The sequence below is a fragment of the Flavobacterium sp. NPDC079362 genome (assembly GCF_050267765.1).
Taxonomy (GTDB): Bacteria; Bacteroidota; Bacteroidia; order Flavobacteriales; family Flavobacteriaceae; genus Flavobacterium; species Flavobacterium azizsancarii.
Genome location: NZ_JBNNFM010000001.1, coordinates 323,243 through 336,349 on the forward strand (window position 1 = coordinate 323,243; position 13,107 = coordinate 336,349).

Below are 13,107 nucleotides of genomic sequence, written 5' to 3' on the forward strand. Positions count from 1 at the left end.
AAATTAGTTTACAGTCTGGAAGTTTAGTTTACAGTCGCAGTCGCAGTTTACAGTGAATTGCGCTGAATGCCGAGACTGATAACTGAATACTGAGACTGCGACTAATCCCGATAGCTATCGGGAGAGACCGAAAACTGAAAACTGAAAAAGACTGAATTATGAAAAACATCTTTATTTATATCGTTTTATTATGGTCTACTTTTGCTTTAGCACAAAATGAGCAACTGGCTCAATATTACTATGATAAAGGTGATTTCGAAAAAGCCAAAATCAGTTATGAAGAACTTTTAAAAGGTTCGCCATCCAATACTCAGTATTTTTTAAGAACGATCGATTGCTATCAACAATTGCAGCAATTTGACGTGGCTGAAAAAACAATTCAGGATCGTTATAACAGATACAAACAAGGTGTTTTTCTTGTAGAATTAGGGTATAATTATCAATTACAAAAAAACGATGCCAAAGCCAAAAATTACTACGAACAGGCAATCGAAAAAATAAAGACCAGTCAAAATGATGTTTACGGAATTGGAAATTCTTTTGAGAAAAAAGTATTGCTCGAATATGCCTTAAAGGCTTATCAAACTGCGATGCAGATTCAGCCCAATTACAATTTCAATTTTCAGATCGGAATGTTGTACGGACAGTTAGGGAAAACCGATCAGATGATCGAACTTTTACTGACGGAATCATACAATAATCCACAAAATGCAAATTTAATCCAGACTCAATTATCGCGTTTCATGAATGGTGAAACTGATAATACCGCTTTTAAAGATGCGATGCGTAAATCTTTGATTTTAAGAACTCAAAAAGATCAGGATGTTTTTTGGAATCATTATTTAAGTTGGTTTTATGTTCAGCAAAAAGAATTCGGAAAAGCCTTTATTCAGGAAAAAGCAATCTATAAGCGAGAACCCGAATCGCTTTCAAGTATCGTTAATTTAAGTCAGTTTGCTTTGAACGAGGATGATACTGATACAGCTTCAGAAATTCTTAATTTTATACTTCTAAATACTAAAGATTTAGATTTGCTGGTACAGACCAATTCTTACTTAATGCAAATTAAAATAGACAAAGCGCAGGAAAAAGACTATACGGTTATCAATACTGAGTTACAACAATTGCTTACAACCTATGAAATAACTCCTTTTACCTTATCTTTGCAAATAATTCAGGCACATTTCCTGGCTTTCAATCTTAAAAAGACTGAAGAAGCCAAGGCAATTATTAAGAAAGCACTGGATTTAAATTTGAATGATTATCAAAGAGCAGATGCAAAGATGGAGTTGGCTGACATCTTGCTTTTAGAAGAAAAATTCAATCAGGCGCTGATTTATTATTCGCAGATTCAATTGGATCTAAAGAATGATGTCATGGCGCACGAAGCAAGTTTAAAAGCAGCAAAGACAAGTTATTACAAAGGTGATTTTGAGTGGGCTTTGAAACAATTTAAAGAGCTGAAAGCAGCAAATACGCAATTAATTGCCAATGACGCGCTGGAATATTTTTTATTGATAAATGACAATACGGTTGCTGATTCAACACAAACAGCGTTAAAGCAATTTGCGAGAGGTGATTTTTTGATTTATCAGAATAAAAAACCAGAGGCAATTGCTCAGTTTCAGAGTATTTTAAAAATCTTTAAAGGGCAGGAAATTGAAGCTGTAACATTGTTGCGTTTAGGTAAAGTTTATGAAAGTCAAAAAGATTTTAATTCGGCTTTAAGCCAATACCAGCAGATCATTGACAATCATAGTGACGGAATTTATGTAGATGAAGCGCTATTTTTTTCGGCAGAAATTTACAACGATGAGTTGCACGATACAGAAAAGGCAAAACCTTTGTATGAGAAGGTAATTTTTAACCATCAGGATAGTATTTACTTTGTTGATGCGAGAAAAAAATACCGAGAGTTAAGAGGAGATAAGAATTTATAAGTTAGGTTTAATTGGTTATTTGTTTAACCGATTAACCGAAAAACGATTAAACAGTAAAAAATGATAATTTACAACGTTACCACAAATATACACGAGAGCGTTCACGACCAATGGTTGAAATGGATGCAGGAAAAACACATACCGGAAATTCTGGCGACACAAAAGTTTTCTTCGGCAAGAATCGTAAGGGTTATGATCGAAGAAGAAATGGGCGGAATTACGTATTCTGTACAATATGTTACAGATAGCAAAGAAACTTTAGATCAGTATTATATAGAAGATGAGCCTGCTTTTCATCAGGAAGCCTTGTCTTTATTTGCGGACAAGATGCTTTCTTTCAGAACAGAGCTGGAAGTGATTTCGGAGCATTAGTTTTTTAGTTTTCAGTATGTGAAAGCTTTAGCTGAATCTTAATAAAAAAAAGCCCACAGATTTTAACGGGTTAAACAGATTTACACAGATGATTTATAATGTTCTGAATTTGCGAAAATTTGTGCAATTCGTGGCGAAAAATAATCGTTAAGTATAATAAAAATAAGCTTTGTGTCTTTGAGCCTTCGTGGCAAAATAAAAGTTATTGTGGAAATTCGATTTCAAACTAAGAAAGAAAGTAATAAACAACAACAGGAGGATTTTTTGAAGTTGTCTAAAACGGAAAGGTTTTATAGTTTTTTACGTTTAAGTGAAAGAATAAGTAAATTTCCTGTGAAAAAATAAGGTAGATAAAAATAAAGACAATTTCCAGATTGTAATTGATTTGGAGAATAAAAAATAAGCTTTGTGCCTTCGTGCCTTTGTGACAAATCTGGCAAAAAGAAATAAAAAATAAACTTTGTGTCTTAGCCCCTTCGTGGTAAAAACATCTTAGTGCCTTAATGGCTAATAAAAAATAAAATGGAAAAAGTAAAAGCCAAAAAACATTTAGGACAACACTTCCTGAAAGACGAAAGTATCGCCAAAGCAATTGCAGATACTTTAAGTTTAAAAGGATACGATGAGGTTTTAGAGATAGGACCGGGGATGGGTGTGTTGACTAAATATTTGCTTGACAAACCAATTAATACACACGTGATCGAGATCGATACGGAATCTGTGGTGTATTTGGGTGAAAATTATCCAAAATTAAAAGATAAAATTATCTCTCAGGATTTCCTGAAATACAATATAAACGAGGTTTACGAAAATAAACAATTCGCTATTATTGGGAATTTTCCCTATAACATTTCTACGCAAATCGTTTTTAGAACTTTAGAATACAAACATCAGATTCCGGAATTTTCAGGGATGTTTCAAAAAGAAGTGGCTCAAAGGATATGCGAGAAAAAAGGCTCAAAAGCTTACGGAATCTTATCCGTATTAGCACAGGCTTTCTATGTTACTGAGTATCTGTTTACGGTAGATGAAAACGTTTTTATTCCTCCGCCCAAGGTCAAGTCGGGTGTGATGAAAATGACCCGAAAGGAAGATTATAGCCTTCCGTGTGGAGAAAAGTTGTTTTTTACGGTTGTAAAAACGGCTTTTCAGCAAAGACGAAAAACATTACGTAACAGTTTGAAAACATTAAATTTATCAGATGAATTGCGATTAGACACTATCTTTGATAAGCGTCCGGAGCAATTGAGCGTGGAGGAATTTATTGTTTTGACTCAAAAAATAGAAGCCGATGGAGTTTAAAATCAGCAAAGAGCTAATTAAGGAAATTGCTCAACTCATTCAAGCTAAAAATAATAAAGAACTTGAGGTTTTATTAAATGACATGCACCATGCCGATTTCGCTGAAATCCTTGATGAAATTGACATTGATGAAGCAACTTATATATTTAAGGTTTTAGACAGCGAAAAAACAGCCGAAATTCTTCTGGAATTAGAGGATGATTTACGTGAACAAATCTTAAACCGACTTTCGCCTAAAGAAATCGCTGAAGAGCTTGATGAACTTGAAACGAATGATGCAGCGGATATTATTGGTGAACTTTCAAAAGACAGAAAAGCCGAAGTAATCTCTGAGCTTCAGGATGTCGAACATGCAAAAGGCATCGTGGATTTACTTCGTTACGGCGAAGATACTGCCGGAGGTATCATGCACAAAGAGTTGGTAAAAGTCAACGAAAACTGGAACGTACTTACTTGTGTAAAGGAAATGCGTATTCAGGCCGAAAATGTTTCAAGAGTGCATTCTATCTATGTTGTAGATGATGAAAACAGACTTAAAGGCAGATTATCTCTTAAGGATTTGTTGACAACATCGACCAAAACACAGATTTCTGATATCTATATTCGAAAATTATATTACGTAAATGTCGAAACTCCTGATGTTGAGGTAGCGAGAATGATGGATAAGTACGACCTGGAAGCCATTCCTGTCGTAGATGAATTGGGACGTTTAGTAGGTCGCATTACTATTGATGATATTATTGATGTCATCAAAGACGAAATAGAAAAAAGAGATACTGAAGATATTCAGAAATTTGGGGGTTTAGAGGCTCTTGAATTGCCTTACGTTCAAACGCGTCTTGGCGAGATGGTTAAAAAGAGAGCTACATGGTTAGTTGTGCTGTTTATTGGAGAAATGTTTACGGCTTCGGCAATGGGATATTTTGAAGGTGAGATTGAGAAAGCAGTAGTTTTGGCATTATTTGTTCCGCTTATTATTTCGAGTGGTGGAAATTCCGGTTCACAAGCCGCAACGCTTATAATTCGTGCTATGGCATTGAAAGAGCTTACGCTAAAAGACTGGTGGTATGTAATGAAAAAAGAAATTGCATCGGGATTTTTATTAGGTGCTATTTTGGGTATTGTTGGATTTATCAGGATTCTTATTTGGCAGGAAACAGGACTTTATGAATATGGAGAACATTGGGTAGCGATAGGTATGACGGTTTCGCTATCATTAGTATTTATTGTTTTGTGGGGAACACTTTCAGGATCTATGATACCCTTTTTACTGAAAAGGCTTAAACTCGATCCTGCAACTTCATCAGCGCCGTTTGTGGCTACTTTAGTAGATGTAACAGGATTAGTAATCTATTTTACCATCGCTTCGTTATTGTTGAAAGGAAAGTTGTTATAAAGACACATTATTTTCAAATTATACGCTATTAACCAACCAAAAATAAATCAAAAACAACCAGGAATGAAAGTACACATCATAGGAGGAGGGAACCTTGGAGTTTCTATTGCCTTGGGAATTGCGAAGTTCTCAAAAAATAATCAAGTTACAGTTACCAGAAGAAATACAGCCAGTATTCAATATTTATCAGAGTACGGAATCACGGTTTCATCAGACAATAAACATAATATTCAGGAAGCTGATGTTGTGATTTTGACTATAAAGCCTTATCAGGTTGATGTAGTTTTAGGTGAAATTTTACCGGTAATTAAAGGTAAAACGATTGCTTCGGCGGTTAGTGGTTTATCGTTGGATATACTTCAGGAGAAAACAAATAATGAATATCCGGTTATTCGAATTATGCCTAATATTGCGGCACAATTTGGAGAATCTGCAACTTGTATTTCTTTTCCTGAAAAATACAGAGAGAAAGCATTGCCAATTGTTGACTTGTTCCAGGATCTAGGAACTGCGCCGGTAATCGATGAAAAATTAATGGATGCTGCTACAGTTCTTGGTGCATGCGGAACAGCTTATGCATTAAGATACATTCGCGCTTCTATGCAAGCCGGAATCGAAATTGGTTTTGATTCTCAAACTGCTTTGGCAATTGCAGCACAAACCGTAAAAGGAGCTGCAAAAATGTTATTAGAGGAGAAAGTGCATCCGGAACAATTAATCGACCGTGTAACAACGCCTCAGGGTTGTACAATCGTAGGCTTGAATGAAATGGAGCACAATGGTTTCAGTTCGTCTTTAATAAAAGGAATCAAGACTTCTTTGAAGCAAATCAAAGGTTAGATAATATTAAATTCCAATCCTGTAGTTTCGGGATAAAATTCCAAATTCCAACTTTGTTGGGGTTTGGATTTTTTTTTGAATGTTACTTTTAGGTATGTTTGTCACTTCGACAGAGGAGAAGTCACACAAAAACTAACGTTCAGAATAATTTAGCAACTTGCTCTCAGGATGTGATTTCTCCTGCGTCGAAATGACAATATTGTCGATAATTGGAATTTGACGAATTCGTTAATTATTACAATATTCTATTAAATCAATTATCTCTTTTTTATTTAGAACTTTAGAAAACGTAATTCTATGATAATCGATTCCGTATTCTTCAATTTTTGTACTGTCAATCTTGTTTTTTCTATTCCTTAACCATTTTACAACGACTAAGGAATCAACGTTTTGAAGAGCCGGTCCTGTAGATTTTGCATATTTTTTATGACATGCCGCGCAATTTGAATTAAATATTTCTCTTCCTTTTTCTTGATTTTCTGTTAAATTAGGAGTTCCACAAAACATAGGAACCGGTATTGCACAAACTAAATAAGTAGGTGAGGTATTTGTCTTAATTTGATGAAGTATAAATCCAGCCAGGAGCATAATAAAGGATACTGAAAACAAAAGGATCAAACGAATTTTCTTCATTTATCAGAGTAGTTAATTGGAATATTGGAGTTTACTTTTTAATCAACTGTATATATTTCCTGTCACACTCTGAAATCTTAGTATAAGAATTCATCGAATTTCCATAATTCTGAATCGTCAGCGTATCTTTAACATAACTGGCATCAATTCCTACAGGAATTTCCGGTTCAGCAGATGCGGTTTTAGAGTCGGCAATAGAATCATTTTCATCTTCGCGGCTTATGTCGCCTTCATAATCATCCCATTTTATGCCTTCTAAAACAATGTATTTTTCTCCTGATTCATTTTTAGTAAAAGTTGCGATACCTTTTAATTTTTTAAGTTTTGTTTTTAGAAAATAAGTATAACCACTTTTTTCTTTCTTTATTTCCAAAGAAATTCCACATTCACCCGTATTATCTGGATCAGGTTGTGTCTGGTAAAAACCTGCTATAGATTCTTCATTTTTACTTATAGAATCAATAACTATTGTTTCAGGATTCTTTTCGGGAACTACAGGTTTTGGCTTGTTGTTACAGGCTAAAATCAATACTATTATCAAAAGGGCAAAGAAAGGCTTGTTGGCTGATTTCATAATTTTCACGATACTTTTTTATAGATTGAATTTCTAAATCTGAGTGCTGAAATCTATACGGTTTTTTTCTTTGACAAAGTATATTTCAGATAAATTAATCCAAATACACCAGAAAGTATAGAAGCGATTAAAATTGCAATTTTAGAAAAAACAATAGTTTCAGGATCTTTAAAAGCTAAAATTGTTATAAAGATTGACATCGTAAAACCAATTCCTCCTAACATTCCGGCGCCCAGAATATGCGCCCATTTCAGGCTTTTAGGTAAAGAGCATAAACCTGCACTGACTCCAATAGAAGAAAAAAGTACAATACCCAATGGTTTACCAACAACAAGTCCCAGAATAATTCCGATTGTATTGGAATGACTTAAACCTTCGTGCCAGTCTGATTGAATAGCAATACAAGTGTTTGCAATAGCAAACAAAGGTAAAATTACGAATGCAACGGGTTTGTGTAAAAAGTGCTGCAATTTATAAGATGAAGATTTTTCTCCACCATCGCCAAATGGAATTACAAAAGCAAGAATCACTCCGGTGATAGTAGCATGAACACCTGAGTTGAGCATGAAATACCACATTATAATACCTCCGATTAAATAGGGAATCAGGTTGTGAATTTTCATACGGTTCAAAATAAATAAGAATCCCCATATTCCTAACGCGATTGCAAGATTTACAAAAGATATAGAGGTAGTATAAAAAATGGCAATAACAATGATCGCGCCTAAATCATCAATAACTGCCAATGCAGTCAGGAATACTTTTAACGATGATGGGACTTTTTTTCCTAAAAGGGATAGAATACCAATGGCAAAAGCAATATCAGTCGCCATCGGGATTCCGGCTCCGTTCTGAGTATCAGTTCCAAAATTTAAAGCCAGGAAAATGGCGGCAGGAACCAACATTCCGCCAAGAGCAGCCATAATTGGCAAAGATGCATTTTTGATATTCGATAGTTCACCGTGATAAATTTCACGCTCTAATTCCAGACCAATTAATAAAAAGAAAATAGTCATTAATCCATCATTAATCCAATGAGTAATTGAATGTCCGCCCAAATCTTTTTCCCAGAAAGCAACATATTCAGTTTGAAATGAAGAGTTTGCTAAGTATAATGAGATAATCGTAACGAATAAAAGGAGTAATCCTCCTGATTTTTCGTTGTTGAAAAAGGCTTTGAATGTCTTAGTTAGTTTCATTGTGAGAGGTTCTATTGATTTAGAAAGAAGGAAATTCAAAGAAAATCGATGAATCTTAGATTTTCAAAGTTAAAAAAAATCTTATCAATAAAAAATTCACTGTATTTTTGTTTCATTAATTTGTCCTATTAATCTTTATTATTTAACGATTTGATGTTTTTTTGCTAAAAGCATTTTTGAGTTGTAATATAGCTTTAGTATGAATGTAGTAATTTAACCAACCTTTAAAACTGTTACCAAAAAAAAGACCAATGAATTATAAGACCATTTTGTTTCGACCTTTACTACTCTCTTTTTTTCTAATTCAAATATCTTGTAAAAAAGAAAATGCTCAAAATACTGCAGCAACGATTATAGATGAACCAGTCCCGGTTCTTATTGATAAAACATATCAAACAGATGAAAAGCAAGACGGAAACGAGAGTCTTGAAGAAAAATCAGTAATTAAGTTTTCTAAAAAATACAATTCGAGTTCAATATGGCAGTTTGATCTTGATATGAAAAAAGCAGGTCTCAGATCTATTAACGAACTGAAGAATGGGAACATATTGTATTTAATGGAAGAAGGAGATGAAAAATACAACTATACTCCTGTCTTGCTGATTATAAACAAACAAGGCGGTCAAGTAGGAAAACAGAAATTAATTGATTCGAAATCAAAATATAATTTGTTCAACACATTAGTAGTGGCAGACAATCAAGGCGGATTTACCTTGTATGCAAAAAAAGAGAGTAAGTCATATGGTAATTCAGAAAAGGACAATACAGATGAAGCAAGAATGAAAGCTGTCCTGATAAGATTTCAACTCGATAAAATGAAATTCGACAACAAATATTCAGGGTATAAAACAGAAAGTAAATCGATGTCGGATATTTTTCTTAAACCTTTGTTGGAAAAGGGGTTTTCAAATATTTCAAAAGGAGATTTTTTACTGCAATATATACAGGATAAAATAGTGGTGAGCGGTACAGCTTCAAAACCTAATCAGGATGAAATTCCTTTTGTTGCAATTTTAGATCACAATCTGAATTTACTAAATCTGAATTTTTTTGATGGATATCCGGAAACAGAAATTAACGCCATAAGTTTGACTGCCGATGGAAATTTTTATGTAGAAGGAAAAGAAAATTCTGCTGCAGACGGATCGTATTATTCGACACATAAAAGATTTGTACTGAATTCTAATTTAAAGTTGCTTTCTGATACATCAGATAAAGAACCGTATTATTCTTTCTATCGCGGTCCGTCAGCACCAGAGGCCGAAGAAGAGACTGAAGACGAAACCACAAACGCTGCTGAAGAAAACACGAAAGAGGAAACTACTAAGCAGACTGTAGAAAAGGGTAATAACGTCATTTTTTATACTGACAAAATAGATAAAACTTATTTTAGCCTAAGGGAAAAAGCAATAAATTCCAGTGAAGTAGTATTTGAAAAAAGCCGAAGTATCGATAGCACTGCTTTATGGAGGATTAAGCTTGTGTTTCCTGGACATTATGAAGTACCGTTTACTAATAGTACCAAAGGCTTTAAGCGGGATAATGGGGATTTTGTTTTTTATTTATACATCCGCGATACATCTGGCGAACAAGACAGATCAAGTATTGCGATTTTTGTGTTTAATAAAGAAGGGCGTTTAAAACGTCAATTCGAGACGGCAGGTTATTTTGAAACAACTGATTTTGAAATGAAAGAATCAGAAGGGAAATTAATTACAGCTTTTGTTTCTTATGATGCTAATTATGTTAATAATGAATGGCAGTATCCACATACTTTTCGTTCGATATTATATTCTTTAGAATAATCGCAAAGGCATTGGAGTGAAGTTTTTAATCTTTGGTTTTTTCAAATCAGCCTGAAATAAAAGTTTTGCACCTTTTTGTGAAATCCTGTTATTATTAATATTTTAGTTTTTCTCAACCAGAACCAAATAGCTGAGTCGATACTAAGAAAAACAAACACATTTTGTAAATCAAACCATTATAATAAGCTGTATTTTTGCTTTATAAAACATAATATAATGAGCATAAAAATTCTACATATCGATAGCAATAACCCAATTCTTTGGCAACAATTAGAAGATGCCGGTTTTGAAAATCACGCTGATTTCAAATCTTCTAAAGAAGAAATCGAAGCAAAAATTCAGGATTATAACGGAATCATTATTCGAAGCCGTTTTAAAATTGATAAAACTTTTTTAGACAAAGCAACCAATCTTAAGTTTATTGCCAGAGTTGGTGCGGGTTTAGAAAGTATTGATTGTGAATATGCAACGTCAAAAGGAATTCATTTGATTGCGGCTCCGGAAGGTAATCGCAACGCTGTTGCAGAACATTCATTGGGCGTAATTTTATCCCTATTTAATAATTTGAATCAGGCTGATGCCGAAATAAAAGCGGGACACTGGAACCGCGAAAGTAATCGCGGTCATGAGTTAGACGGTAAAACAGTTGGGATTATTGGTTATGGAAACATGGGAAAAGCATTTGCTAAAAAACTTCGTGGTTTTGAAGTTGATGTCATCTTTCATGATATCTTAGAAAATATAGGTGACGAAAACGCAAGACAGGTTTCGCTGCAGGAATTACAGCAAAAATCAGATGTTCTTAGTTTGCATCTCCCGTGGACTCCGGAAACTGATAAAATGGTCAATGCAAATTTTATTGCGGCATTTGCAAAGCCATTTTGGATTGTAAATACTTCGCGTGGTAAAAATATCGTGACAGCAGATTTAGTTGAAGCGATGAAGACTAAAAAGATTCTTGGAGCTGGTTTGGATGTTTTGGAGTATGAGAAATTATCATTTGAAACACTTTTTCAGGATAAAAATACTCCTGAAGCTTTTCAATATCTGATGGAAGCTAAAAATGTTCTCTTAACGCCGCATATTGCCGGCTGGACTTTTGAAAGTCACGAACGATTAGCACAGGTTATTGTAGATAAAATTAAAGCTGTGTATTCGAAATAAGTTTAGGGCAAATACAAAAAACAGGAATTGTTTGTTTTTTAGAATGTCATAACGCGTTTTTTTGTGTGATTTTAAAACATAATTAGTTTTTAATGTTAATTTTTAATAATATTGCCTCAAGTTTTAGATAAATCATTTGATTATGAGAGGTTACGGTATTTAATGTAGCATTGTAATTGTCTTGTGAAAAAAAGCTTTTTTTAATACAATAATAACGTATTGTAGACCACTGCTTATTTATAGTGGATTAGTTTTGCAAACTTTTAAAGGAATTTTGAAAAGAAGCTTGTCTAATGCTTAAAATTAGAAATACACTAACTTAAATTAATTAATAAAAAATGGAGAACAATTTTAAAGAAACGCCAAACAATTTTGACGAACCGATTCCGGTATTTCAAGTGGATCCTATAATGGTATTGCTTTTTGGATTTTTAACATGCGGATTGTATTTAATTTATTGGAATATTAAAGTTGCAGAGGTTTTTAATGCTGTAGCAAAAAGAGAAGTTATTTCGCAGCCAATTGCCATTTTTGCAGGATGTTGTATGCCGGTAAATATTTACTTTTATTATCTTGCTGGTAAAGATGCATTACCAAAGGTTTATGAAAAAACAGGTGAACTTCAAAAAGATCAATCTACTTTATTAATTGTTTTAGGACTTTTCTTTCCTATGGCAGCAGCAATGATTGTACAAGGTGATATCAACAGATTATACAAATAATAACAGGGTAAAACGTAAAATTTACGGAATTATCGGTGCAGCAATTACACTGATAATTCCGTTTTTTTTAATGCTCAATAATCATAACGATCATTTAGAGACAGACCAGTCGTTTTGTCCTTTCAAAATGGTGACAGGTTTTCCTTGTCCAGGTTGTGGTATAACAAAATCATTGGTTTATTTTTACCAGGGAGACATCTATAAATCTCTTAGTTATCATATTCTTGGGCCTTTTGTTATTGTATTTTGCTGGTTGACCATCATTATACTCACAACAGAAATTATAACCAAAAAAGAATATTTTACCGGTATTTTATATAATAGGAAACTGGCTTATAATATGGCTTACTTTTTAGCATTTTATCATGTGATCCGTTTGGTTCTTTTTGTCAGAAATAATTCTTTTGATGATATATTGCATCAGTCGATCTGGTTTTAAAACATAAAAACCCCGTTAGTCTTGCTAATGGGGTTTTTTATGAAAAATTACTTTATCCTTACAGATTCTGTTTTTTCTAAAAATATGTCCTTTCTAGTTACAAAAAAAACTTTTAAAGTCAGTCTTAAGCTTTTAAACTCTTTAATCTTGTTTACTCTAAAAAGGTTTTGTGAAAAATTTAAATAACAAGCTAAAATTGATTAAAGGATGGTAATCATTAAATGGTACAAGAAGGTAGTTTTTGAAAACTATATAAATTTTACGGGAAGAGCAGGAAGAAAAGAATAATGGTATTTTAGTTTGGTGAATTTAATTATAGTTCTTTTCTTGGGGGTAATTGATAGGACCTTAGATTTAACTCTTGTACAAGCTGAAACTGGAGCGTTTGGTCTAGCTTATAATTTTGCAGTTTTTTTACCTGGTTTAGCAGTTTCAGTTAGGCGGTTACATGATATAGGTAAAAGTGGATGGTGGCTCTTGATATTGCAGGTTTTATTAGTGAGTGCAATCTTTTTTTCTTTTGGTGCTTTACTTTATGGGAAATAGAAGTATATGGTTTTATTTGATGGCTCTAATTATATTAGCAGTTATAATATGGTGGTTGGTTTTGTTTTGTACAAAAGGTGATAAAGGATTAAATGAATATGGAGCAGATCCTGAAAGTGAGTTTGATGAAATAAATCAAATTTAAAAAGATAAGGGTTTCTAATTGAATAAAAAA

Annotated in this window: 14 protein-coding genes; 11 read left to right on the forward strand and 3 right to left on the reverse strand. The window is 33.4% G+C overall.

Annotated elements, in window-relative coordinates:
• Positions 1-158 precede the first annotated feature (158 nt).
• The 5 genes from ACQKCJ_RS01420 (at position 159) to proC (ending at position 5,850) form a co-directional block, all read left to right on the forward strand.
• Positions 159-1,940: a tetratricopeptide repeat protein gene (locus ACQKCJ_RS01420; RefSeq protein ID WP_427401200.1), complete on the forward strand. Its 1,782-nt coding sequence runs from the start codon at positions 159-161 to the stop codon at positions 1,938-1,940.
• A 60-nt stretch (positions 1,941-2,000) separates the two neighbouring features.
• Entirely contained in the window at positions 2,001-2,312 is a 312-nt protein-coding gene (locus ACQKCJ_RS01425; protein ID WP_271334019.1) for a DUF4286 family protein, read from the forward strand.
• 522 nt (positions 2,313-2,834) lie between these two features.
• Positions 2,835-3,614, forward strand: coding sequence for a 16S rRNA (adenine(1518)-N(6)/adenine(1519)-N(6))-dimethyltransferase RsmA (gene rsmA, locus ACQKCJ_RS01430; RefSeq protein ID WP_271334020.1), 780 nt, complete (start codon positions 2,835-2,837; stop codon positions 3,612-3,614).
• Positions 3,604-5,010 (forward strand): magnesium transporter, encoded by a 1,407-nt coding sequence (gene mgtE, locus ACQKCJ_RS01435; RefSeq protein WP_271334021.1) that lies wholly within the window; start codon positions 3,604-3,606, stop codon positions 5,008-5,010. Before rsmA ends, mgtE begins: the two co-directional genes overlap by 11 nt.
• A gap of 63 nt (positions 5,011-5,073) precedes the next feature.
• Positions 5,074-5,850 (forward strand): pyrroline-5-carboxylate reductase, encoded by a 777-nt coding sequence (gene proC / locus ACQKCJ_RS01440; RefSeq protein WP_271334022.1) that lies wholly within the window; start codon positions 5,074-5,076, stop codon positions 5,848-5,850.
• 228 nt (positions 5,851-6,078) lie between these two features.
• Here proC and ACQKCJ_RS01445 read toward each other — a convergent pair whose 3' ends face one another.
• The 3 genes from ACQKCJ_RS01445 to nhaA are packed head-to-tail and all read right to left on the reverse strand — an operon-like array spanning position 6,079 to position 8,256.
• Positions 6,079-6,483, reverse strand: a complete 405-nt coding sequence (locus tag ACQKCJ_RS01445) for a c-type cytochrome (RefSeq protein ID WP_271334023.1) — start codon at positions 6,481-6,483, stop codon at positions 6,079-6,081.
• Positions 6,484-6,514: 31 nt separating this feature from the next.
• On the reverse strand, positions 6,515-7,057 hold the full coding sequence (locus tag ACQKCJ_RS01450) for a hypothetical protein (protein WP_427401201.1): 543 nt from the start codon (positions 7,055-7,057) through the stop codon (positions 6,515-6,517).
• Positions 7,058-7,110: 53 nt separating this feature from the next.
• A complete protein-coding gene (gene nhaA / locus ACQKCJ_RS01455) occupies positions 7,111-8,256 on the reverse strand; it encodes a Na+/H+ antiporter NhaA (RefSeq protein WP_271334026.1) in 1,146 nt (381 codons plus the stop codon).
• A 251-nt stretch (positions 8,257-8,507) separates the two neighbouring features.
• On the opposite strand from nhaA, the gene ACQKCJ_RS01460 reads away from it, so the two are divergent.
• The 6 genes from ACQKCJ_RS01460 to ACQKCJ_RS01485 all read left to right on the forward strand — a co-directional run bounded on the left by ACQKCJ_RS01460 (position 8,508) and on the right by ACQKCJ_RS01485 (position 13,077).
• A complete protein-coding gene (locus ACQKCJ_RS01460; RefSeq protein WP_427401202.1) occupies positions 8,508-10,061 on the forward strand; it encodes a hypothetical protein in 1,554 nt (517 codons plus the stop codon).
• A gap of 216 nt (positions 10,062-10,277) precedes the next feature.
• Complete coding sequence (locus tag ACQKCJ_RS01465) at positions 10,278-11,225, forward strand: 2-hydroxyacid dehydrogenase (protein ID WP_427401203.1); 948 nt, start codon at positions 10,278-10,280, stop codon at positions 11,223-11,225.
• A 338-nt stretch (positions 11,226-11,563) separates the two neighbouring features.
• Positions 11,564-11,947: a DUF4234 domain-containing protein gene (locus ACQKCJ_RS01470; RefSeq protein WP_271334029.1), complete on the forward strand. Its 384-nt coding sequence runs from the start codon at positions 11,564-11,566 to the stop codon at positions 11,945-11,947.
• Positions 11,922-12,386, forward strand: a complete 465-nt coding sequence (locus ACQKCJ_RS01475) for a DUF2752 domain-containing protein (RefSeq protein WP_271334030.1) — start codon at positions 11,922-11,924, stop codon at positions 12,384-12,386. The genes ACQKCJ_RS01470 and ACQKCJ_RS01475 overlap by 26 nt, the downstream gene beginning before the upstream one ends.
• A 303-nt stretch (positions 12,387-12,689) precedes the next feature.
• Positions 12,690-12,932 carry a DUF805 domain-containing protein gene (locus ACQKCJ_RS01480; RefSeq protein ID WP_427401258.1) on the forward strand — a complete coding sequence of 81 codons (243 nt, stop codon included), beginning with the start codon at positions 12,690-12,692 and terminating at the stop codon, positions 12,930-12,932.
• Between the two features lie 19 nt (positions 12,933-12,951).
• Complete coding sequence (locus tag ACQKCJ_RS01485) at positions 12,952-13,077, forward strand: hypothetical protein (RefSeq protein ID WP_427401204.1); 126 nt, start codon at positions 12,952-12,954, stop codon at positions 13,075-13,077.
• The last annotated feature ends 30 nt before the right edge of the window (positions 13,078-13,107 follow it).

Coding starts and splice junctions, on each gene's coding strand:
- ACQKCJ_RS01420 (WP_427401200.1), top strand. CDS start 159: ATGAAAAACATCTTTATTTATATCGTTTTATTATGGTCTACTTTTGCT.
- ACQKCJ_RS01425 (WP_271334019.1), top strand. CDS start 2,001: ATGATAATTTACAACGTTACCACAAATATACACGAGAGCGTTCACGAC.
- rsmA (WP_271334020.1), top strand. CDS start 2,835: ATGGAAAAAGTAAAAGCCAAAAAACATTTAGGACAACACTTCCTGAAA.
- mgtE (WP_271334021.1), top strand. CDS start 3,604: ATGGAGTTTAAAATCAGCAAAGAGCTAATTAAGGAAATTGCTCAACTC.
- proC (WP_271334022.1), top strand. CDS start 5,074: ATGAAAGTACACATCATAGGAGGAGGGAACCTTGGAGTTTCTATTGCC.
- ACQKCJ_RS01445 (WP_271334023.1), bottom strand. CDS start 6,483: ATGAAGAAAATTCGTTTGATCCTTTTGTTTTCAGTATCCTTTATTATG.
- ACQKCJ_RS01450 (WP_427401201.1), bottom strand. CDS start 7,057: ATGAAATCAGCCAACAAGCCTTTCTTTGCCCTTTTGATAATAGTATTG.
- nhaA (WP_271334026.1), bottom strand. CDS start 8,256: ATGAAACTAACTAAGACATTCAAAGCCTTTTTCAACAACGAAAAATCA.
- ACQKCJ_RS01460 (WP_427401202.1), top strand. CDS start 8,508: ATGAATTATAAGACCATTTTGTTTCGACCTTTACTACTCTCTTTTTTT.
- ACQKCJ_RS01465 (WP_427401203.1), top strand. CDS start 10,278: ATGAGCATAAAAATTCTACATATCGATAGCAATAACCCAATTCTTTGG.
- ACQKCJ_RS01470 (WP_271334029.1), top strand. CDS start 11,564: ATGGAGAACAATTTTAAAGAAACGCCAAACAATTTTGACGAACCGATT.
- ACQKCJ_RS01485 (WP_427401204.1), top strand. CDS start 12,952: ATGGCTCTAATTATATTAGCAGTTATAATATGGTGGTTGGTTTTGTTT.